Origin of the sequence: Bengtsoniella intestinalis, from assembly GCF_039719005.1 — a bacterium.
Lineage (GTDB): Bacteria > Bacillota > Clostridia > Oscillospirales > Oscillospiraceae > Oscillibacter > Oscillibacter intestinalis.
Window position 1 is genome coordinate 46,657 of sequence record NZ_CP133584.1, and the last position, 20,708, is coordinate 67,364.

Annotated in this window: 26 protein-coding genes; 11 read left to right on the forward strand and 15 right to left on the reverse strand. The window is 44.8% G+C overall.

Annotated elements, in window-relative coordinates; all coding sequences use genetic code 11:
- Window positions 1–33: 33 nt before the first annotated feature.
- The 8 genes from RFF05_RS00285 to RFF05_RS00320 form a co-directional block, all read right to left on the reverse strand.
- A complete protein-coding gene (locus RFF05_RS00285; RefSeq protein ID WP_409968422.1) occupies window positions 34–1,314 on the reverse strand; it encodes a DUF4367 domain-containing protein in 1,281 nt (426 codons plus the stop codon).
- Complete coding sequence (locus tag RFF05_RS00290) at window positions 1,289–1,819, reverse strand: RNA polymerase sigma factor (protein WP_409968423.1); 531 nt, start codon at window positions 1,817–1,819, stop codon at window positions 1,289–1,291. Before RFF05_RS00290 ends, RFF05_RS00285 begins: the two co-directional genes overlap by 26 nt.
- Window positions 1,820–2,468: 649 nt before the next feature.
- Window positions 2,469–2,948 (reverse strand): LURP-one-related/scramblase family protein, encoded by a 480-nt coding sequence (locus RFF05_RS00295; protein ID WP_409968424.1) that lies wholly within the window; start codon window positions 2,946–2,948, stop codon window positions 2,469–2,471.
- A gap of 27 nt (window positions 2,949–2,975) precedes the next feature.
- Window positions 2,976–3,500, reverse strand: coding sequence for a hypothetical protein (locus RFF05_RS00300; protein ID WP_409968425.1), 525 nt, complete (start codon window positions 3,498–3,500; stop codon window positions 2,976–2,978).
- A gap of 16 nt (window positions 3,501–3,516) precedes the next feature.
- Entirely contained in the window at window positions 3,517–4,689 is a 1,173-nt protein-coding gene (locus tag RFF05_RS00305) for a hypothetical protein (RefSeq protein ID WP_409968426.1), read from the reverse strand.
- Between the two features lie 32 nt (window positions 4,690–4,721).
- Window positions 4,722–4,892, reverse strand: coding sequence for a hypothetical protein (locus RFF05_RS00310; protein ID WP_409968427.1), 171 nt, complete (start codon window positions 4,890–4,892; stop codon window positions 4,722–4,724).
- A gap of 76 nt (window positions 4,893–4,968) precedes the next feature.
- Window positions 4,969–5,934: a hypothetical protein gene (locus tag RFF05_RS00315; protein WP_409968469.1), complete on the reverse strand. Its 966-nt coding sequence runs from the start codon at window positions 5,932–5,934 to the stop codon at window positions 4,969–4,971.
- A gap of 203 nt (window positions 5,935–6,137) precedes the next feature.
- On the reverse strand, window positions 6,138–6,368 hold the full coding sequence (locus tag RFF05_RS00320; protein ID WP_409968429.1) for a hypothetical protein: 231 nt from the start codon (window positions 6,366–6,368) through the stop codon (window positions 6,138–6,140).
- A 61-nt stretch (window positions 6,369–6,429) separates the two neighbouring features.
- Between RFF05_RS00320 and RFF05_RS00325 the strand changes: the two genes are divergently transcribed.
- Window positions 6,430–6,756, forward strand: coding sequence for a transposase (locus tag RFF05_RS00325; RefSeq protein WP_409967432.1), 327 nt, complete (start codon window positions 6,430–6,432; stop codon window positions 6,754–6,756).
- Entirely contained in the window at window positions 6,707–7,606 is a 900-nt protein-coding gene (locus RFF05_RS00330) for an IS3 family transposase (RefSeq protein ID WP_409967433.1), read from the forward strand. The genes RFF05_RS00325 and RFF05_RS00330 overlap by 50 nt, the downstream gene beginning before the upstream one ends.
- A gap of 137 nt (window positions 7,607–7,743) precedes the next feature.
- Here RFF05_RS00330 and RFF05_RS00335 read toward each other — a convergent pair whose 3' ends face one another.
- Genes RFF05_RS00335 through RFF05_RS00360 form a run of 6 tightly spaced genes read right to left on the reverse strand, consistent with a single transcriptional unit; the run spans window position 7,744 to window position 9,960 of the window.
- Window positions 7,744–8,208 (reverse strand): hypothetical protein, encoded by a 465-nt coding sequence (locus RFF05_RS00335; protein WP_409968470.1) that lies wholly within the window; start codon window positions 8,206–8,208, stop codon window positions 7,744–7,746.
- Window positions 8,205–8,663 (reverse strand): hypothetical protein, encoded by a 459-nt coding sequence (locus RFF05_RS00340; protein ID WP_409968471.1) that lies wholly within the window; start codon window positions 8,661–8,663, stop codon window positions 8,205–8,207. The genes RFF05_RS00335 and RFF05_RS00340 overlap by 4 nt, the downstream gene beginning before the upstream one ends.
- The gene (locus RFF05_RS00345) at window positions 8,660–8,938 is read right to left on the reverse strand and encodes a hypothetical protein (RefSeq protein ID WP_409968472.1); all 279 of its coding nucleotides are present in this window, start codon (window positions 8,936–8,938) and stop codon (window positions 8,660–8,662) included. The genes RFF05_RS00340 and RFF05_RS00345 overlap by 4 nt, the downstream gene beginning before the upstream one ends.
- Before the next feature lie 2 nt (window positions 8,939–8,940).
- A complete protein-coding gene (locus RFF05_RS00350; RefSeq protein ID WP_409968473.1) occupies window positions 8,941–9,267 on the reverse strand; it encodes a hypothetical protein in 327 nt (108 codons plus the stop codon).
- Window positions 9,264–9,476 carry a helix-turn-helix domain-containing protein gene (locus RFF05_RS00355; RefSeq protein WP_409968474.1) on the reverse strand — a complete coding sequence of 71 codons (213 nt, stop codon included), beginning with the start codon at window positions 9,474–9,476 and terminating at the stop codon, window positions 9,264–9,266. The genes RFF05_RS00350 and RFF05_RS00355 overlap by 4 nt, the downstream gene beginning before the upstream one ends.
- A gap of 13 nt (window positions 9,477–9,489) precedes the next feature.
- A complete protein-coding gene (locus RFF05_RS00360) occupies window positions 9,490–9,960 on the reverse strand; it encodes a DUF2975 domain-containing protein (protein ID WP_409968475.1) in 471 nt (156 codons plus the stop codon).
- Between the two features lie 356 nt (window positions 9,961–10,316).
- On the opposite strand from RFF05_RS00360, the gene RFF05_RS00365 reads away from it, so the two are divergent.
- The 9 genes from RFF05_RS00365 (at window position 10,317) to RFF05_RS00405 (ending at window position 19,091) form a co-directional block, all read left to right on the forward strand.
- Window positions 10,317–10,694 carry a helix-turn-helix domain-containing protein gene (locus tag RFF05_RS00365; protein WP_409968476.1) on the forward strand — a complete coding sequence of 126 codons (378 nt, stop codon included), beginning with the start codon at window positions 10,317–10,319 and terminating at the stop codon, window positions 10,692–10,694.
- 2 nt (window positions 10,695–10,696) lie between these two features.
- Window positions 10,697–11,290 carry an ImmA/IrrE family metallo-endopeptidase gene (locus RFF05_RS00370; protein WP_409968477.1) on the forward strand — a complete coding sequence of 198 codons (594 nt, stop codon included), beginning with the start codon at window positions 10,697–10,699 and terminating at the stop codon, window positions 11,288–11,290.
- A gap of 509 nt (window positions 11,291–11,799) precedes the next feature.
- A complete protein-coding gene (locus tag RFF05_RS00375) occupies window positions 11,800–12,219 on the forward strand; it encodes an RNA polymerase sigma factor (RefSeq protein ID WP_409968478.1) in 420 nt (139 codons plus the stop codon).
- Window positions 12,220–13,000: 781 nt separating this feature from the next.
- Window positions 13,001–14,566, forward strand: coding sequence for a recombinase family protein (locus RFF05_RS00380; RefSeq protein WP_409968479.1), 1,566 nt, complete (start codon window positions 13,001–13,003; stop codon window positions 14,564–14,566).
- 4 nt (window positions 14,567–14,570) lie between these two features.
- Window positions 14,571–15,398 carry a recombinase family protein gene (locus RFF05_RS00385; protein ID WP_409968480.1) on the forward strand — a complete coding sequence of 276 codons (828 nt, stop codon included), beginning with the start codon at window positions 14,571–14,573 and terminating at the stop codon, window positions 15,396–15,398.
- Entirely contained in the window at window positions 15,395–17,050 is a 1,656-nt protein-coding gene (locus RFF05_RS00390; RefSeq protein ID WP_409968481.1) for a recombinase family protein, read from the forward strand. The genes RFF05_RS00385 and RFF05_RS00390 overlap by 4 nt, the downstream gene beginning before the upstream one ends.
- 65 nt (window positions 17,051–17,115) lie before the next feature.
- The gene (locus tag RFF05_RS00395; RefSeq protein ID WP_409968482.1) at window positions 17,116–17,775 is read left to right on the forward strand and encodes a BRO family protein; all 660 of its coding nucleotides are present in this window, start codon (window positions 17,116–17,118) and stop codon (window positions 17,773–17,775) included.
- Entirely contained in the window at window positions 17,772–18,335 is a 564-nt protein-coding gene (locus RFF05_RS00400; RefSeq protein ID WP_409968483.1) for a hypothetical protein, read from the forward strand. The genes RFF05_RS00395 and RFF05_RS00400 overlap by 4 nt, the downstream gene beginning before the upstream one ends.
- A 45-nt stretch (window positions 18,336–18,380) precedes the next feature.
- Entirely contained in the window at window positions 18,381–19,091 is a 711-nt protein-coding gene (locus tag RFF05_RS00405) for a DUF1016 N-terminal domain-containing protein (RefSeq protein ID WP_409968484.1), read from the forward strand.
- 147 nt (window positions 19,092–19,238) lie between these two features.
- Here the strand turns inward: RFF05_RS00405 and RFF05_RS00410 are convergent, their stop codons facing one another.
- On the reverse strand, window positions 19,239–20,657 hold the full coding sequence (locus RFF05_RS00410) for a recombinase family protein (RefSeq protein WP_409968485.1): 1,419 nt from the start codon (window positions 20,655–20,657) through the stop codon (window positions 19,239–19,241).
- Window positions 20,658–20,708 lie beyond the last annotated feature (51 nt).

A 20,708-nucleotide genomic window follows, 5' to 3' on the forward strand; every position in this document is an offset into this window, starting at 1 on the left:
CGATAGCGCCGTTGTGGTTGGGGGCGTTCTCATTTATCCGATTTTCACGTCATAACGGGTATCGCTATCCATGCCAAAAGTTACATATCCATCGTTCACTCTGTCTTGTGCCAAGGCGAACAGCAGGCGCACTTGGGTGGTTTCGCCCTGTGCCATGTCCATGAAATAGAACTGGCTAGTGCCAACGTAATCCGACTGGTCAAAATAGAAGGGCAAATCATCGGCTTGCACAGCTGAGTCAGCCCAAAGACTTTCATCCCCATAGCTCAACCGAGGACAAACAGCCACTTCCGTGATGGCGGTGTTATCCAGATTTTCCACTGTCAAAAGAACTTCTACGATTTTCAAATCCACCGTTTCACGGGTGGTGACAAGCTGTGCCGTGTCCTCATCCCAGATAGACAGAACACGCTCAAATGGCTTGAGTCCACCTGTTTCGTCCATGTATGGTGCAATGGCATCTTCGCTACGAGTGGCGAACGCATCCTCGCTCAAATCTGTGGGCAAGGTGTCTAGCAGGCGGATTTCCTCCACTGTGTATCCAACTGTATCCATCACCATTTGGGTGCCCAATGGCACTACATTCATTTGGGGTGGGGTAGCAGTTTCGGCTTCGGCTTGGTCACGTTGGTAATCTTCCGCCGTATACCAAACAGTGTCGTAATCAATGGTCAGCTCCACACCCTCTGCCATGTCTAACAGTTCTTGTCTGGTCACGTCCTCTGTGGTGTAAATGGTTACCACATGGCCACTATTTTCATAAAACAGGTTTAGAATGTTGCAATATTGCGACCCGTTTTTGGCAATCAATTCACCTGGGATGCCGTTGATATCCAAGGTTTCCACCTCACTTGCGTGGGTTGCAAATAAGGGGTTGTACATGGTTTCCACCCTGACGGAAATGCCGTACTCTGTGCCATCGGGGGCGGTGTAATGATATTTGCCATCTTCATTTTCTGTGTAGCGTGTAGGCACAGAGATCTTGGCTTGGGCGGCATACACATCTACAAAGGATTGGATGTTATTGTCGTAGGCATAGTCCCCTGTGGATGGGGTTCTGGTGCCTTCTGGTTGGAATAAAAAGCTATAGGCAAAGGCGGTGAGGGTGGTCAGTGCCAATGCGGCGGCAATCAGCGTCACCATCCGCTTGATGGGTCTTCTTTTTCTGGATGATTTTGTCATGGTCTGCAAAAGCTCCTTTTTCTTGGTTTCGTACCCATGGGAGAAGGTGTGAACAGGAGCAGACTCCTGCTCTACAAGGCTTTCACCCACGATTTGCAAGATGGAGTCATGGTCGGGATATTGGTTCATCATCGTATGCTCCTTTCAACTGTTTGACTTTCTCCTTGGCTCGTTGAAATCGCTTCATAGCGGCATCTTCTCCAATGGCAAGGCGACTGGCGATTTCTTTGTATGATAGGTCGTAAAAGCATCGTAATTTGATGATTTCTCGGCTAGGTGTATCCAGTCCAGAGAGCAAAAATTGTAGCAGATGCTTTTGTAATGTATGTTGTTCGACGTTTTCCTTGGCAGGCAATATGGCCAGTTCTTCCCCGAAACTACATTGTCGATTCTGTTTCCGATAGCGGTCAATGGCCAGATTTTTCGCCATACGCATGCACAAGAATTTGGTTTTGTCACTGTTGCAATCTTCAATTTGAGAAAGCATCCCTGCGATTTTGACAAAGCAGTCTTGGGTCACATCCTCCGCCTGTGCAACGTCTTGCAAGACGGAAAATGCAATATGGTACAGTCGCTGTTCGTGCAAATTGTAGAGTAGCGACAGTTTTTGTTGGTCATCTAGGGTCAATGAATCCACAATCAATCCTCCTTTGTCTATCTGTGTGATTTAAGCGCTTACTTATCATACGAATGAGCGTAGCAGTTTCTGACAGGATATTTTTATATTTTATCACCAATGTAAAACAAACGACCTCAGTCATCCAATGCAATCGGAGGACCGAGGGCGTTTTTGAGCTACCATCCAAAATAGTTGCTCTTGGAGATGGTCTGGCGAGACACTTGGGTGTGGTCGCTCAATTTGTCTTGGGCTAGGTTTTTGACTTTTCTTAGTGATTAGATAATTTTTGTATGAGAATCATCACCCCATAGGCGATTGCTGTTAACACGCCTGCGGTAACAAGGTGCAGTGGAACAACAATCATGAAAAACATGGCGCGAGATTCTTGATATGTTAGAATGTCAGGGCTCATGAACAGATAGCAAAGCGTATTACAAAGTAAAGATAGGAGCGGTGCTGTCCAGAGTAGGCGCCGTTTACGCCAAATCAGTACAAAGATAACCACAAGGGGTATGATAAAAAAGACGAAGAGATGCCATAGGTTCGATGCAAAGTCATAGGATGCAATGGAATGGATTAGGACGTTCCATAAGCCAAAGAACTCATTCATAAAATACTCCTTGCTGTTTTATACGATATCGGTACACCTGTCACGCATATGCATTTGTTAGTTCTTCTCCCCCTCCAAGATACAATCAATGGCCAGCACCAGCGCCACAAAAAATTCGCTATGTTCTTCGGTGTTGATATGTAGGGCGTAGACATCGCCCCAAGTGAGCCACTCTTTGGAGACAGTACCAAACAGCTTGCCGTCGCAGGTGATGGTGTACTCGTGATCCCAGAAGTTTCCGTCAATGACGAAGGAACCATAACTACTGTCCACGTTGATTTTCTTCTTGAAAAAGGTAAACTCCTTGCTGACAGTGGCAAAGAGGTTGTCCCCCTGATAGATTTCAAAGGCAGGGAGGAAGGTCATGAGCCGCTGTTTCAGGAACATGACTTCACGCTCCTGCATATCGCAGAGGTGGATTTTATTGCCCAAGGTGAAGATTTCACCCCAAGCTTTATAGACAGGCTTCTGGTTGGCATCCAAAATATCGTACTTGTCGCCGAGGGAGAAGATTTTTTGTTTGATGTAAAGTGTCATGGGGTGTCTCCTTTTCTGTGTGGTTATTTATTGCAATTCCTCTAAGGGTGGGATTAACTGTACATCACTGACACTGGCGCCACCAGCGTTGTTGAGTGCAAAATGCTTCTCCATCAAGGCCAACACCTCTGGGGAAGTGGCGATGAAGGCCCCATCGGTACGTTGTAGACCAAACTGGGTCATGTCGTCGCTGATGAGCAGGTAGTATTCGATATCTTCTTCCTCGGAGAATGGCCAGTCCCAATATTGTATGGTTTGTAAATGCCCATAATCGCCGCCCCAAGCAATCCGCACTGACTGGGTGTCACGGGTTGTCCATTCCATGGAGTCAATGGCGAAGGTGCCTGTGTAGCGTTCGTTGTCATGCAAAGCATAATTGGTGCGCTTGCCCTCCATGGTGACGGTGGTTTCTTCCACCGCTATGCCATCCATATACACCGTAACAGGAATGGTTTGGCTGATGGTGGATGAGAAGGAATATTGGTTCAGAAATCCCATCACGCACAGGGCAAATCCGCAGAGGTAGATTGCGTATTTTAGTTGTTTTTTCATGTAATTTTCTCCTTGTTTACTCCACCATTTCTGCCAGCAAATCCAAATGGTCGCCTAGTTGCATCTCGCCGCCGTAGCGGAATACCGCCACCGTTCCGCCATGACCCAAGGCCGCCATTTGCCAGTTGGGATCGGCGGTGGTGGCTAAAATCACAAAGTCTAAATCGCCGTAGGTTACATCCTCATAGTGCCATTGGAGATTCACAAGGCGATAGCTATCCAGTAGGTTTTCCGCCACCCAACGACTGAGAGGTGGCACGGTGAGGGTCAGGCGGGTCATGTCCAGTTCTGGGGTATACACCACGCCCTCCCCACGACTGCCTGTATAGGTGTTGCCAGTGCCCTCATAGCCCTCTTGCACCACTTCATAATAGGAGGTGGCCAAGATGGAATAGTGGGTCTGGGCGTAATCTGGCTCAAAGTTGCGACTGTACTCTGCTCCGAAATGCTCCTGATAGGTGGCCAGCTCCACCTGTTCCAAAGTTTCTAAATTTACATAGGGCTTGTGAAATTCGCTGAGTGGTGTTTTGAAGTCAAGCCGTCCTAGAATCAGTAGCACTAACAAAATGGGGATGCCGCAAAGCTGTATCCAATTGTTGCGACTATAGAATTTCTTCTTAGGCCAAGGGGCGAAGGATTGTCCCTCTTGGCTGGCTTTGTAATCCACTAAAAAGGCCTTCATTTCCCGTCCTTCTGGCAGTTTCATCCAGAGAAATGCCACCAAAAAGAGAAACAACTCTGTGCTGGTGAGCATAAACAGCAAACGGTTGAAATTTTGGAGTAGGTCAGGCTGTGCATCGAATTTGCTGGTGTAAAACACAGGAAACAAAAAGCAAAGACCGATGAAAATAGGAAATAGCACATTCCACTTTTGGGCTTTTTTCACCCGCTTTACCAAAGGTGCCAAGTCCTTGGGCAGGGGCGGAATATGGGGGTCGGTGGTGGTATAAACTTGATACAAAAGCCCCAAATTCAAGGCATAGTGCCAACCGTCTATGGTAGGTTCTGGCTCGCCCTTTCCTTTAAATCGCAGACAATACCGTGCACCCTCTACAGCGTCTTTCTTAAAGGTGCAAATGCTGCCCAAATGGGTGGGGCGCAGACCTAGACTGGCTTGGTCGCTGAGCCATGCTTCTAGGCCAGCCACGTCGTACATAGACACAGGGACAACGGTGATTTTTGTGTGCATGGGCGTTCTCTCTTTCTGTGATATCATTGTCTTTAATGTGCAAGCATAAAGTAAATAACATAAATCCAACTTAGCAAACCATGGAATATTGCCCAGCCAATTGATTCCCACGTTGTATAGCTTATTACCATAGCTAAAACGCTGCCAAATGAAATCCCCTTTTTTACTGTTTTATTGACAATTGTTGTTCGATTTTCTTCCATTATTTCACCTCACTGTTATTACAGACAATCTATATATACATCATTTTATCACAACTTCATCAAAACACAAGGATTTTCAAGAAATCCACTCCCCCCCTGTGGTCAGGGTGAAATTGCCGTCATTATCAAACATCACTTCACAGTCCTGCACCCCATAGGCACCTAGAGAACTACGGAATTTTTCCATATCAAAGGTAAAACCATCAGCACTGGAATCAGTCTGGGCAAAGGTATAGAGTACGCCCTTTTCAAAGCTGGCGAAGCCATCATCCACAATATCACCGCTTTCCACCAAGTCCTCAAAGGTGGATTGATACACGCTGTCAAACATGCCAGAATCACAGGCAATCAGATAGGTGAGGGCTTCTTTTTCTGCGGTGGTCAAGTGGTTAGAGGTGGCTTGCAAATCCAGCACAATTTTCTCCACATCGCTGTCTAAACCACTGTCGGTCTCTTGGAGATAGGCGAAGGCCGCCCGATAAGCCCCCAGAATGTCGTTGCCTTGTTCCTCCACATTCACACCGTACACGTTGGCCATACCACCAGGGTAGCTCTCCAGTAGCATACCATCCCATCGGATTGTAACAGTGTCACCCACAGATAGATCCTCTGGTAACTCCAAATCACCTGTATGCACAGAGCTGAGCCCCACGGTGTCACCCACCACCATCAATCCGTAGTCCATTGCCACCACAATGGCGGTCTCCTCTACAAAGGAAATCCGTGGGGAGCAGAGGTACCACTGGTTTCCAACCTGTATCGCCACGTCATCATCAATCAACACATACGCAAGATTGTCGCCAAAGTTACATTCTCCGTCTTGGTCTGGGTAATCGTCAATTTTAGTGGTGTGGCCGTCTGGTAGTGCATCGCCCACATCCACAGTTTCCATGCCTTTGAAATAAACCGAACCGTCCACCATCAAAGCAGCAGGGTAATCAGTGCTGACAGTGACTCTTTCCAGTGACCCAAAGCTGTCACTACAGGCGGTGAGAGTGGCAATCATGGCCAGAGATAGCAAAATCGCAAGTCGTTTTTTCATTGAAAATCCCTCCCTAAATAGGTTGATACCTATTTAGACGCAGAAATGAGGAAAATGTTCCCATTATGTTATATTCCCATAGAATTAGCCAAGACAGACCGTGGACATTGACGTAAGACGTTAGACCCCCCAACCACGATATCATGTGTCGTGGCTGGGGGGCAGGGTTCTTTACCTTTTGAAACTACCAGTGTTAATCGTTTTTATTGCATTTCTTCTGGCATATATTTAAGGTTTTCTTGCGGTTCTAAAATACCAAGCTCCAAACCGGAATAAGTAATTTCTTTATCCGCAAAAACAAATGTCACCGTGAAATCTTTATCTTTAATAACATCGATATGATTTTCATCAATCGTGCATCCAAACATATAACCAGTGGATTGATATTGGCGGCCAATGGGAGATATAATGGACCCTAGAAACCAAACCAGCACTCGAAAAATTATCGTGAACGTGATACAATATCAAAAACGATAAACGAGAGGAGAACATATCATGCCACGAAGCAGTTACAGCGCCGAATATAAGGCCAAGATCGTCCTAGAAGTCCTCCAGGGTGAGAAGGAATTAAACGTTATCGCTGCCGAGCAGGGGGTTAATCCCAACATGATTCGCAACTGGAAGAAGGAATTTATATCCAATGCCAGTCAGGTTTTCGATGAGAAAAAGCAGGTCAAAGAAGCACATCGGAAGGAGGTTGCCCTGAAAAAAGAGAAGGAGCAGATGCTCCGCACCATCGGCCAATTGACACTGGAGCGAGACTTTATTCAGGGTGCCTTTCGGGACTGCGGCATCCCCGTCCCCAAGTTCCCTCAGGACTGACGCAGACCTGTCCATCCGCCGTCAATGTGAGCTGCTGGGTCTGCCCCGAGGGCAGGTCTACTACCAGCCTGTGGAGGTCGACCAGGAGGCCAAGCGCTGGCGGGAGCACATCATGGCACGCATCGACTACTGGCACACCCAAATGCCCTACATCGGCTCTCGAAAGCTGGTGACCAAGCTGGCCACCGACCAGATTTTTGTGGGTCGCAAGCTGGTTAGGCGACTGATGTGCGAGATGGGAATTCATGCTCTCTATCCCAAGGCAAATCTCTCAAAACGCAACTTTAAAGAGTCTATCGTACCATATTTGCTGAGAAATAAGGTTGTCTCGTTCCCGAATCAAGTGTGGTCAATCGACATCACTTACATCAAAATGCACCACGGGCACATGTATTTGACGGCGATTATCGACTGGTATAGCCGTCTGATTGTGGGCTGGAGTCTGTCCGATACGCTGGACACAGATAACGTCATCGCCGCTGTCCAGCGCGCAATTTCTAGCCACGGCACCCCCGCTTTTCTCAATTCTGACCAAGGATGTCAGTTCACAAGCTCCCAATATAAGGGGTTTTTGAAGGCAAATCACATTGTCCAAAGCATGGATGGTAAGTCCCGTTGGGCGGATAATATCATGATTGAGCGGTGGTTCCGTAGCCTGAAAACCGAGGAAATTTACCTCAACGAGTATCAAAATCCTAGGGTATTGCGCCGTGGAATTGGAAATTATATCAAGCAGTACAACACCTTCAGACCCCATCAAGCACTGGGAAATCAGACTCCAGAGGCCGTGTATGGGGCAGCCTTCACAACGCCAACCAACCACCTTGACAGTCTGGCACAGGCTGGTTGAGGACTGGTGGCGACGGGAGGTCGTGGGTTGTAGGCGGAGGCCGTTCCCCTCGCCTTTCCCATTGTACCAGCCTGACCCAGTCGGTCAAGGCAACCCTTCGGGCGGCTACCCTGGAGGTAACCACAACCAGGCTTGGCTCAGGAAGCAAAATAGGTTGTTGTGTTCACGATAAATTTTGAGGAAGTGGTCTTGACAGGGGGACCATTATAGATCCCACCATTATCGGTACCGTCGCTCCACTGCCATGTGTCGGAATCTGTTTCGGTAAGAGAGACCGAGGTATTTTGAAATGCTACTGGCTCATTCTGCTGGGCATAGTAAAATCCATAATACTTGGCCGACGGTGCAAATCCAGTGGCCTTGTATAGAAACTGCACAATTGCCTGATGATCACCTTGATAGACACCATCTATATTGGCAGCTCCGTAGGCGCCCACGAGACTTTCGCCCGACAGGTGTTCTAACGCAATTTCTTCTAAATCATCTCGGTGCTCTAGCACAAACTTTTCCATTACGCTTTGTGTGTCATGCGCCTGCGACCACAATACTGTGCAGACGATGACAGCGATACCGAAAATCATCAACCATTTGTACTTTTTCATACGCCCTCCTGCGTGCAAAGCTCTATCCAGTGCTCACCCTGTTCTACATTCAGCTGTATATCATCTTCATAAGTGACTATCTCTGAAAAACTGAAACGATACCCCACCAAGGCAGGATGCCCAATCACGCAGGCCACCACTCGATTGCCCTTCATAAATAGCACATGGCTCATGCCCTCACTGTTTTGGTTGTCTCGAATGGAGGGGCTGTCAAAGCCGATGACCGCTGCAATTTCCTCCCTGCTGGTATAGGGGCCTGGGCTGTATGCCCGATCCCAATCAAAGGGGATGAGGTCGTTAAGAGATACGGTTTCACTCTCTATGCTACTAACGGCAAGGGACAGTTTTTGGTTGTTGATATACACCATAGGATTGCCAAACAACTGATACAATCCAAAGCAGAGTGCCAGTAGTATCAGCCCTGTAATAAGTCGTTTCTTGTTTGATTTTTTCATGGCTTTTTTCTTTCTGCAAACAACGTCACACCGTTGATGACAATGGATGCCACCACCAGCACCCACAGGGCGGTGGAAATACCTGTACAGTCCATCAATGCGCTCCAATCCTCTTTCATTACCCAGTTTGTATTCTGCTGATGAAATGCGCAGACGGTGAGGGCAGTGGCGGAGAGACTGATAAACCGAAAAATCTCTGGATTTCTCCCTTTCGCCACACAGCCCCAATTACAAAAGGCCGCGATGATGGCGATGATTCCGAATAATAGCCACATAATCATATCCTCCTATGATTTAAAAAAGCAATTCCAATGCCAAGCAATACCGATGAGCTGATGCAAATATATTTATATCCTTCGTCACCATAGCTGCTTCCAAACCAGTGATAGGAAACGTAGGTATCGTCGGCAAATACAATAACACCGTTGTAGCGGAGCAGTCCATATATCATGCCAACAACCGCCACACACCCAAGCAATCCCAATGGAAACCGCAACAGCTTGCGGTGGCGACTAAAACTCCAACGAGCCAGCAGGAACACCACTATGACCAACAGCATCCATAAAGGTGCCGATGCCAATACAGTCATCAAAAATAGATTCATAGATCCTCTTTTCGCCACTCCAAAATATCCCCTGGTTGACAGTCTAACACTTCACAAATGGCTTCCAGCGTAGAAAACCGCACCGCTTTGGCCTTTTGGTTTTTTAAGATAGAGAGGTTGGCTGGGGTGATGCCGATTTTCTCCGCCAGCTCTCCTGCACCGATTTTCCGCCGTGCCATCATCACGTCTAAGTTGACTACGATTGCCATGTCGTCGCCCCCCTTACACGGTGAAGTCCAGTTCATCTTTCATCAAGATGGCCTGTTCAAACACGTTTTTGATGATGCGGATAATGAGCGCCATAAATCCTGCCGCCACGGTGACTATGGCGAAAGAGGGGTAGGTGGGAATCCCCACCATGCACACCACAGCCACCATCACACAGCACCAGCTACTACGGCGGAGATAGGCGATATTTTGGGGAATAAACACCTGCCCACCCTCCAAGTTGCCAAGGAGCCGATACAAACTATAGAGCAATACGTAGCCAGGGAGACTGCAGATATAGAGGGTGCCCATAAATACAAGCCCCTCGCCCAGACCAATTCCGTACTGCCCCAATAGGCGACCAGATAGATACACCGTCACATCCTGGGCGAAAATATCCAGTGCCACCAGCGCCACGGCAAAGAGTATTACCATGACACGGCTGAGTCTCATGCTGTTTTTATGTGACCAGTTGATTGTATGCATTCTGCACCTCCAAATATTGTAATAGGGGAAATATTTATCGTTTAACAATATATTTAAGATAGCACAAGATATTGTCCCTGTCAATAGATTCATTGTTTTTCAACATGGTATAAAGCCTGCCATATAGTGAATATGGATATATCGACCGTGAACTTACGGGCATAACCCAAACACAGTCAAGGAGTAGGGGGGGAAGTCCTATATGCTGTGGCATCCTTTTACAGTTGTCGTTAAAAACCGACAACTGTATCTTTTTCCATATTCACTCTTGCGTATAGAACATATGTTCTGGTATAATCGTGGTGTTCACTAATTAGAAAACGATTTTTACAATACTAGGAAAGGAGTTTTGCAAAATGACCTTTGGCGAGTATTTAAGAGAGAAACGAATCGGTAGAAATCTGACGCTAAGAAACTTTGCAACGTTGATTAACAAGGCGCCATCCACCATATCCGGAATAGAAAATGGAGATAAAACAGCTCCATCTGATGAAGTTCTAAAATCCATTTGCTTAATATTAAATTTATCAGCAACCGAAGAAAGCCTATTATATGATTTAGCCGCCGCAACGAAAACAAATAATCCTATCCCTGCAGATATCACGCAAACACTGAAGTCCAGCAGTACAATTAGAATTGCTTTGCGTGTGGCAAAACAGTTAGATGCCACAGATGAGGAATGGGAAGATTTTATTAGGAGGTTAAACGAAAAACGGGAAAAGGGAGATTTATAAGAATGAGAGAGTATAATTCACGAGTTATGGATAGCATTGCACAAAGAGAACTCTTGGAATTTGATTCCACTCTTGTCAATGGTGACCCGAGAGCAGTCCCGATAGAAGAAATGATTGAATTGCATTACGGAATAATTCTCCAATATCGCAATCTTTCAAAAAAGGGGCATATTCTTGGCATTACTGTTTTTGAAGATAGTATTATCCCTGTCTATGATGATGAAAGCAAGCGCTATGAACCGATTGTTGCAAAAGCAGGAACCATTCTTGTGGACCAACGATTGCTTGCAAGTCATTGCTATAATCGTCTAAGGTTTACCTTAGCTCATGAATTAGCTCACTATATTTTACATAGTGAATATTACTTGAAGACACAAAGCCTAGCGAGTAAAATGTCCTCTCACAGCGATATGAAACGTGAAAAAGAAGCGGATGCATTAGGTGCATCCATACTTATGCCACAAGGTCGCATAAAGGTTGCCATGAAGCGGTTTGGCAATCAGTTAGAGCGCAAAGAGCTTATCTATCAGATGGCAAGCATATTTAATGTATCTATTCAAGCCATGGAAATTCGTCTACAAAGACTAGGTCTATAGTCAGAAAGAGAGGCGAATCTATGCAGCAACAATCATCGAATTTGCAACTGAATATGAAGGTTGTCCGTTGCCCTAAGTGTAATTATAAGCTTATGGGCATAGAATCGGGTAGCAAACCATTCAAACCGTCAGCTATAAAAGTAGCTATAAATCTAAAGTGCAATCGATGTGGTAATCTCGTGGAAATTTTATTAGAGAATACCTAAAATTTAATACTTCTACTTTTAGTACAAGAGTCAATCCGGCAATATGTCAGTGGAGTTAATCTGCATTGGCACATTGGAACGAGATAAGGCATGACAAGTAGCTTTAAAGCTATTTTGTCATGCCTTTTTTTATTTTGTAATCACATGGGTCATGTGTTGCTTTGAAGCTACAAAAATTTGTAGGTTCAAAGGTGACACATGATTTTTTTATGCAAAAGTCCATATAGATCACGCGCTCCTCCGCTGGTTTTTAGTTTCCGAACAACAAGAAATTAAAAATCAAAAATTACGGAGGAACAATCCATGTCGAATGACAAAATCTATTATATACCAGTAAATAATCAACTAATCATCGTTTCTTATGAGGTCTATCAGGCATATTACAAAAGTAAAGAGCAGGAAAAATATCAGGAGAAAAAGAAACGAAACTATGAGGTATTGTCCTATCATGCATTGGACAGCAGTGAATTTAATGGAGAAGATATCATCTGGGATCGGCTCGCACCTACGCCGGAAGAAATTGTGATTTCCCATGTTACCTCTGCGCAATTGAACAGTGCTATCGAAACCCTGTCAGAAGAAGAATACAACTTGGTGCAAGCTCTCTTTTTTGAGGGGAGTTCTTTGCGAATGTTGGCACGTAAATCAGGTGTGCCCCTGAATAGTTTGAAGTATCAGAGGGATAAAGTGCTTCGCAAATTAAAAAAATATTTAGAAAATTAAAAATTTTTTCGTACACTTGTCGTTTTTTTTCCTTTAAGACGTGAGGGGGTATTTGTAGCCCCTGCTGTTCTTTGAAAAGTTCATATCCAATGACCTAAATACTTTAGTTGATGGAATCCAAAAGATAAAGCGACTTTAGTAGATGCGCCAAGACTCATCGATAGATTTTGTCCGAAGAAGAATACACTGATTATTTTTTTCTTAGCTTCTCCGCATGATCTATATAAAATAGGTGACGAGCGATATCCATCTGACTAAAAAGCGAACCATGGTGGTCTGTTTTGCTATAATCCCACCAACCTACAATGATACTTCTGCCTAGCCACAGATACAAGCGATGGGGGCAGCTCGGAGAGATCCTCGGAGGGGTGAAATTCCCATGATGCGACCTAACCAGTTGCAGTTTAGGTTGTTGCCGTAGGTGCTTCGGGCGTAGTGTCAAATCAAGCACCACATTCTTAATGTTAGAAATTATGGGGATGACCACCCAAAACGGTCGTCCCCATCATTGTGATATTAAATTATAAAAAAACTGGAGGAAATGCTATGGAACCCACAATGCAAGTTCAAACTATCGTCGCTAACGATTTTTACTTAATGATGCAGATGCTAAAATCATTGCTAAATTCCCATAAAATCAGCCGAGAAGTGGCGGATATGACCGCTTTGAGCCTAGCTCGACAATATCAAATTTCACCCATCTATCTTTGGTAGTATTGGTCAATAGCTTTTGAACTATCATTGTGGTAGTGTTAGTCGCAAGAAAGGAGGATGAACTCACATGACAAATCAAACCATTGTTGGTACCAGTGCCAAACGAGAAATTATACACATTGAAGCCACTATCCAAACAAATAAACTACGAGTTGCAGGATACTGTCGTGTGAGCAGTGACTCTAGCGACCAACTTAACTCCTTCGCTGCACAGGTTAGTTATTATACAAACCTCATCGAAGGAACTCAAGAATGGGAGATGGCTGGCATCTATGCCGATGAAGGTATCACGGGTGTGTCCATGGACAAGCGTGAAGACTTTTTGCGAATGCTTGCAGATTGTCGTGAGGGCAAAATCGACCGCATCATCACCAAATCCACCAGTCGGTTCTCTAGAAATACACTGGACAGCCTTGCTACCGTCCGTGAGCTAAAGGACATGGGTGTCAGCGTGTATTTTGAAAAAGAAAGCATTGACACAGCGGTGCTGACTGGCGAAAATCTCCTTACCTTGTATGCCTTGTTTGCACAAGAAGAATCGCTAAGCATATCGAGGAACTGTAAAAAAGGCAATCGAATGCGGATGGCGCAGGGCACCTATGTATCAAGCAATCCACCCTATGGGTATCGGCTTGTGAATAAGCAATTAGAAATTTATGAACCAGAGGCTCAAGTGGTGCAAATGATATTTGGGGAATACTTGAAAGGGAAGGGGACTAAGGAAATTGCTAAGATGCTGATGGCTCAAAATGCCAAAAACAAAAATGGTACAACAATTTGGTCCCATCGAACAATTTTGATTATCTTGAAAAACGAAAGATACAAAGGAGATATGCGACTGCAAAAATCTTTTACAGAAGATATGTTGCCTTATAGAAAAAATCAAAATAGAGGGGAACTGCCTCAATACTATGTGCGAAATACACATGATGGAATAGTATCTTCATTACAGTATGAAATTGTCAATATGTTAATGGATGTACGAGCAGATGAATTTATCAAGGACCAGATAGTGACCACGCTTAGTAAAAGTGTATATTGTAAGGAGTGTGGAGCAGTATACCGTAGAAAAATAAATCGTGGTGTGACTTCTTGGGTGTGCAGAAGGCACGATGAAAACATAAATAAGTGTAATGGTCAATTGGTAAGCGAAGAAAAAATCTATGCCGCCTTCGTTCGAATGTATAACAAGCTCCAAGCCAACCAAGCAGATATCCTCATTCCTATGATCACCGCCCTAAAAAAGCTCCAAGAGCAAGGGCAACGTGGCAATCATGAATTGCAAACCATCAACAAAAAAATAGCAGAACTCTCAGAGCAGAATCACAGAATGTCAGGACTTTTGTCCAGTGGCATTTTGGATTCTGCTCTCTTTATTTCCAAGACAGATGAGTTAAAAAAACAACTCAAGGATGCAAGACAAGCCAAGGCTAGAATGTTAAGTAGCTTGAAAAAAGACACCTGTCTTATAGAAACCGAGGATTTACTAGAAACCCTCAAAGAATACCCAACGCATATCACGACGATGGATGAAGAAATTTTCACAGACATCGTTGACAAAATATTGGCCCAAGACAATCAAACTATCGACTTCGTGCTAAAGAACGGTCTTGTGCTGACAGAAAGGTTGTGACATCGTGGCGCAAAACAGATCCATACCCTATGGCTATCAAATGGTCAATGGTGCAATCATCGTCCATCCATCGGAATCTGAGATGGTGAAAACCATTTTTCAACTACACACAGACGGTAGCTCCTACCTAACCATTGCAAACTGGCTTACTGCTCACGGTATATACTATATGCCCAATAGACCCGACTGGAATAAAAATATTATTGCAAGAATGTTGCAAAATACCGTGTATTTGGGTACTGAAAAATATCCAACCATCATTAATGACACCCAATTCCACACGAGTCAAGCTGCTAAAAAGCCATACACCCACACGGAACCCAAGGAACTTAAAAAACTAAAACCATTGTTGGTATGTAGCCAATGTGGGGAAAAGATACAACGTCGCTTAAAGACGGATGGAACCCAACGATGGTACTGTCCAACGGATATAAATCACATTGCTTTGACTGTCAGTGATGATAGTATCCTGCAAGATATTTTATCCTTACAAAACATAGTAGCCCATGTCAATCTACAAGCTCAAACCAATAACAGCATTTCCTTAGAAACAGTTAGACTGCAAAACGAAATAGACCGACTGCTAGAACAGTCGGAGCTACAGGTGGAGGAAATCAAAGACAACATCTTTAAGCTGGCATCCCTCAAATACAGTCTCTGCCCCGATACCCATCATGCAGAGCAGGCCATGCTGGATGACTTGAAAGGTAGTGACACCGTAAATGCCAAACTGCTGATACAGCTCGTAGAACGCATTCAAGTATCCAACGGCAACGTCACTGGATTTTTACTAAAGTGTGGCAATCACATACAAAATGAGGGCACAATATGAATGATCTTCAACGTGAAATTATCGTTATCCCCGGCACAATCGTAGCCGGTACAAATTGCATAACACATCGCCAGCTTCGAGTGGCCTCCTACAGTCGTGTTTCCACAGACATGGAAGAACAACTCACCAGTTTCCATGCCCAGAAAGCATATTACACAGAAAAGATACTAAGAAATCCAGCGTGGACACTAGCTGGTACATATGCTGACGAGGGGATTTCTGGTGCCTGTGCTGAAAATCGTCCCGATTTTATGCGCATGATTCGCCACTGCAAAAAAGGGAAAATCGACCTCATCATCACCAAGTCCATCAGCAGATTTGCCCGAAACACGCTGGACAGTGTGGGCTACGTCCGCAAACTAAAAGCCATGGGAGTGGGTGTCCTCTTTGAGAAAGAGAACATCAACACTATGGATGAAAACAGTGAAGTTGTTCTCACCATCCTGGCATCTCTAGCACAAGAGGAATTAAACTCCCTCAGTCTAAACGTGAAAATTGGTAAGCGGATGGCGATGAAAGCAGGCAAAGTTACCTACCAATATAGTAGCTTCTATGGCTATGAAAAAGGAGATGACAACCGTCCACGTCCAATTCCAGAGCGGGCAACCGTGGTGATTCGTATTTTTGAGCAATACCTAGCTGGCGATACTTCACGGATCATTGCAGAAGAATTGAATCGGGAACAAATCCCGTATTTGAACGGAAAGAAGTGGACAGAACCCACCATTCGCAGAATGTTGGTTAATGAAAAATACTGTGGGGATGTGATTTTGCAAAAGACCTATATTGCAGATCCCATTAGTAAAAAAGTGAAGATCAACAATGGTGAGCTACCTAAAATCTTCATTAAAAATAACCATGAACCTATTATAGAACGTGAGTTGTTTGAGAAGGTGCAAGAAGAACACACCAGGCGTAGTAGCAAGCGAAAAATCAGTTCTGCAACTATCACTGAAAAAGGCAAATATTCTAGCATGTATGCTCTGAGTGAAATTCTCATCTGTGGACACTGCGGAACACCTTATCGCCGTGTAACATGGAAAAAAGGAGAAGTAAGGCAAGCTGTGTGGCGATGCTTGAACCGCCTAAATCATGGCATCACATACTGTACAGAGTCTGTCACGGTAGATGAAGAAAGTTTACACAAAGCCATCATGGGTGCTATTTTATCCTCCTATAACCCCAACAAACTAATTCCCATGGCATTGACCAAGGAGTTGCGAGATGCCATGCGCAAGCAGGCTGACAATACCATCGACATTGGGCAAATGGAACGGAAAATTGCATCCCTTATTGAACAGGTCATGGAAATTGTCCAAAAAGAAAAACGCTATGAATCTCTGGAGGAAGAACAGGCTGATTGCGAAAAAATGAAATCACTCTCCGACGAGGCCAAGCAATTGCAGGAAGTGGTGGATGCATATAAAGCACGCCATCAAGGTGAAGCAGATATAGAAACCAATTTAGCAGAAATCCAAGCATACTTAGCTAGTCAGCCTCAAGATATTTTAGCGTATAACGACAGCCTAGTTCGCCAGACCATCCACACCATCAAGGTCATGGATGTTAATCGCATCATCATCTACTTTAAAAATGGTGCTGTCCATGAGCAATACATGAATCAAAAAGTGCGACCACTACGCAAGAAATGAAAATTATAATCTCAAAAGCAGAGTTGCGGCTCTGCTTTTTGCTTTGAAAAGAAAGAGGTGTCAATATGGAAATGCAAATATTTGAAAATGCGCAGTTTGGTAAAGTGAGGACTATGGTAGAGGATGGTACAGTCTTATTTTGTGCAAATGATGTCGCAAATGTATTAGGTTATACAAATGCAAGAGATGCCATGCGACGGCACTGTAAGGGTGTCGTGAAACACGACACCCTTACAGAAGGAGGGATTCAGAGCTTAAGTTTTATTCCAGAGCCAGATGTGTATCGCTTGATTTTTCGCTCTAAACTACCGGCAGCCCAAGCCTTTGAACAATGGGTTGTAGAAGTTGTTCTTCCAACGATTCGAAAAACGGGTGAATATGCCGTCACTAAAAAATTGATTGAACTACAGGATAAAGCGGATTACTTTGATGCCATTGTAGACACCAATTTACTGACCAATATCCGTACCACTGCCAAGGAGTTGCATATCCCAGAGCGACTGTTCACATTTTTGTTGGAGGATATGGACTTGGCATTTCGAACACCCCAGCGACTTCTCATTCCAACAGCCTACATGATGAACAATGGATATGCCGTCCTCAAGGAATATTCTCGCAATGGTCATGGTGGCGTATTTATGTTGTTTACCCCTTTGGGGCGGTTATATTTAATGAAGCGAATCCAAACTCGATTGGCTTTGGTTGAAAAGGAGGATTTATCATGAAGCATATTACTATTAAAGAGTTGTGTGCAAAGCGAAATACCGAGGGATTGGTATTGCAAGGATGTGGCGGTGACCTGCAAGAGTGGGTGGATGGTATCAATGAAATGCTTACCCAAGAAAAAATCTTGCTCAATGGTGCCAAGTTTGAGGATGTCTCTTGTTTTGAATATGAAGGGCTGACCAATTTGTTGTTTACCATGGATCATGTGGACTTGAATGCTGGGAAACTAGCTGCTTGGCGACTAGGCACCCATTCTCAATTTAGCGGAAAATGGCTCAGTGATTATTTAGCGAACAATTTTGATGTGGACATAAATTGTGTTCCCAAACCGCAAAAGCCAGATTGTGCGTTAATTGGGCAGGATGGCAATGTATTCAACTTAATTGGCATTGCTTCTCGAACTTTGAAAGAAAACCAGCAAGCTGAGCAGGCGCAAGAAATGCGCAATCGCATTACCGCTTGTGGTAGCTATGACGAAGCACTTTGCATCATTGGCGAGTATGTAAATATTACTGCAGTGGATGATATGGATATAGGTGGCCAAACACAAAGCTATTAAAAAATGAATATAACAAGTTGACCATCGGTCAGAAAGGAGAACCGTATGAAACAATTAAAGGTGGAAAGCAGTCAATTTATTGCACAAATTCTTGATAGCATCCAAGCTTGCTATGGGCAGGCTGAGCCAACCAACAGTCAGCTCATGGCGCTTTATGGTGAAATTGGGAAAGTCATTGAGCAACAGGGTGAAAAAGCATTTGTCGCTTTTATGGCAAATGAAATTGAAACTGCTTTTCCTCATGTCAAAGGTTTCTCCTTGCGAAATCTGCGCAGAATGCGAGATTATTACAAGACCTACAAAAATAGCCCTGACCTAATGACCAAGGCGCAAGGTCTAAATTGGACGCAAAATGCAGTTGTTTTGGAATGCTGTCAATGTAACGAAGAACGAGCCTTTTATATTTCTCTGGCTATGAAAGAAAAACTTTCAAAATTGGCGCTTATCCGTGCCATTGAAGCAAACACCTTTGAGCGCGAAAAAGCCGATGCAACCGTTAGCCCCAAAATCGCCCCTGTGTCCCATGTATGGCAAACCCCAGCCCCTAACACCACAGTAACCCAACAAAGCCACGTTGCCCGTCGTGAAGAACAACCATGCCCACTCCACCAAGGACGTGGTATCGTTTCTGCAATTAGAAACTATTACAGAAGACGTCTAATAGTTTTTGATTCCAGCATAGAATCAATCCTTCGTAAATTTCAATTGAAAAAATTTTATTTAGTGCTTTGTAATCACTTTTCTTTTCTGCCATGACGATAAAAGCAGAAATATATTGAGTATAGATAGAATTGGATGTGAGAGTTCGAATCCACCGTCTGAAAATCAAAGACATCTATTTTGCGTCAGCTATACACCCATACAGTCTGTTTGCGACAAATGTTGCGAACAGACTGTATGTTTTTATTTAGACGGGGTTTTCCCTGTCGCTGGCTCCCTCCACTGAACTTCGATGTGTCCGTCTGGGAAATAGAATACCTTTTCAATCCATTCCTCTACCAACTCTGGTGTGAGGGATTTTTCTTTTAGAGTGTAGCGTTCCACTTGGGAGCTATGCTCTTTCTTTTTGCTCTGGGGCCTGTCTGTGAGTGCTTTCAGTGATTGGTAAGTCTGGGCATCTATCTCACCAGCTACAAATGCTTCGTAGAGCGATTGGGCCTTGTCTGGAGAAGGTATCACCTCCACCGGCTCTGCTGTGGAGGGCTGAGTATTAAACCGATGGACTAGCTCCCCAAACACCTGTGTTTCTAGGTCACTGGTGGTCACTTTGAGTTTGTGGCAAGGGCTATCTGGGATAGGTCTCGTGAATTTGCAATCGAAACTTGGTGTCTTGCTGGTGCTCTGTCGGAGCTTATGTCCACAGTGTCCGCAATAGACTTTACCACTCAGATGGGATGAGGGTTTGGACGCTGACTGGACTGATGTACCTCTGGGTTTGCGAGACTGTTTCCAGATGGCTTGTACCATATCGAATTGGGATTGAGTGATAATCGCTGGGTGATGGTTAGGAATTTTAATCCATTCACTCTCTGGGGTTGGCACTCGTCGTTTGGAGCCGAAACCCTCAACCTTGGTTGTGCCAGAGACGTAGGTGCCTGTGTACTGTTCGTTTCGTAGGATTGCCCCAATGACGGAGGCCGTCCAGATACAAGCGGTATCGTCAACAGGTCGCTCCCCTCGGTAGACCGTAGGAATAAAGTGCTGTTCACGGTAGAGGGTTTGCACAATACTTCTGGTGGATTCCCCCTGCTGTGCAAGCTGAAAGATACGTTGCACTGTGGGAGCGGTGGCCTCATCGGGCACCAGATTGTTGCCCTCTTTGCGATAGCCAAAGGCACATCGCTTGGAAATACGCTCCCCTCGCTTCATCCGTTCACGAGCAGCAGAGGTGATTTTCTGGGACAGGTCTTTGCTATAATATTCAGCCATGAGGAACTTGAAGGAGACCAGCAGGCCACCTGTGTCCTCGCCATAGTCCTGTGAGTCGTAACCGTCCGCTAGAGACACGAAACGCACCCCATAGAGGGGAAAGATACGTTCCAGATAGTAGCCCGTCTCCAGTGCGTTACGTCCAAATCTGCTAAAATCTTTTACAATGATGCAGTCGATTTTTCGCTCTTGCACCAAGGCCAGTAAGGACTGTATGGCTGGGCGGTCAAAATTGGTGCCCGAATAGCCGTTGTCCACAAACTCCAAAACCTCTGCATTGCTCGCATCTATGGATTGGAGATAGGTATCTAAAAGGAGTCGCTGGTTGTCAATGCTCTGGCTCTCGCTCCTGCTGTCCTCTAGGGAGAGGCGGATGTATTTTGCGATGGTCATATCAGCCCACCTCCTTGAGTTGTTGACGGTAACGAAGCTGTATGGTTGCCG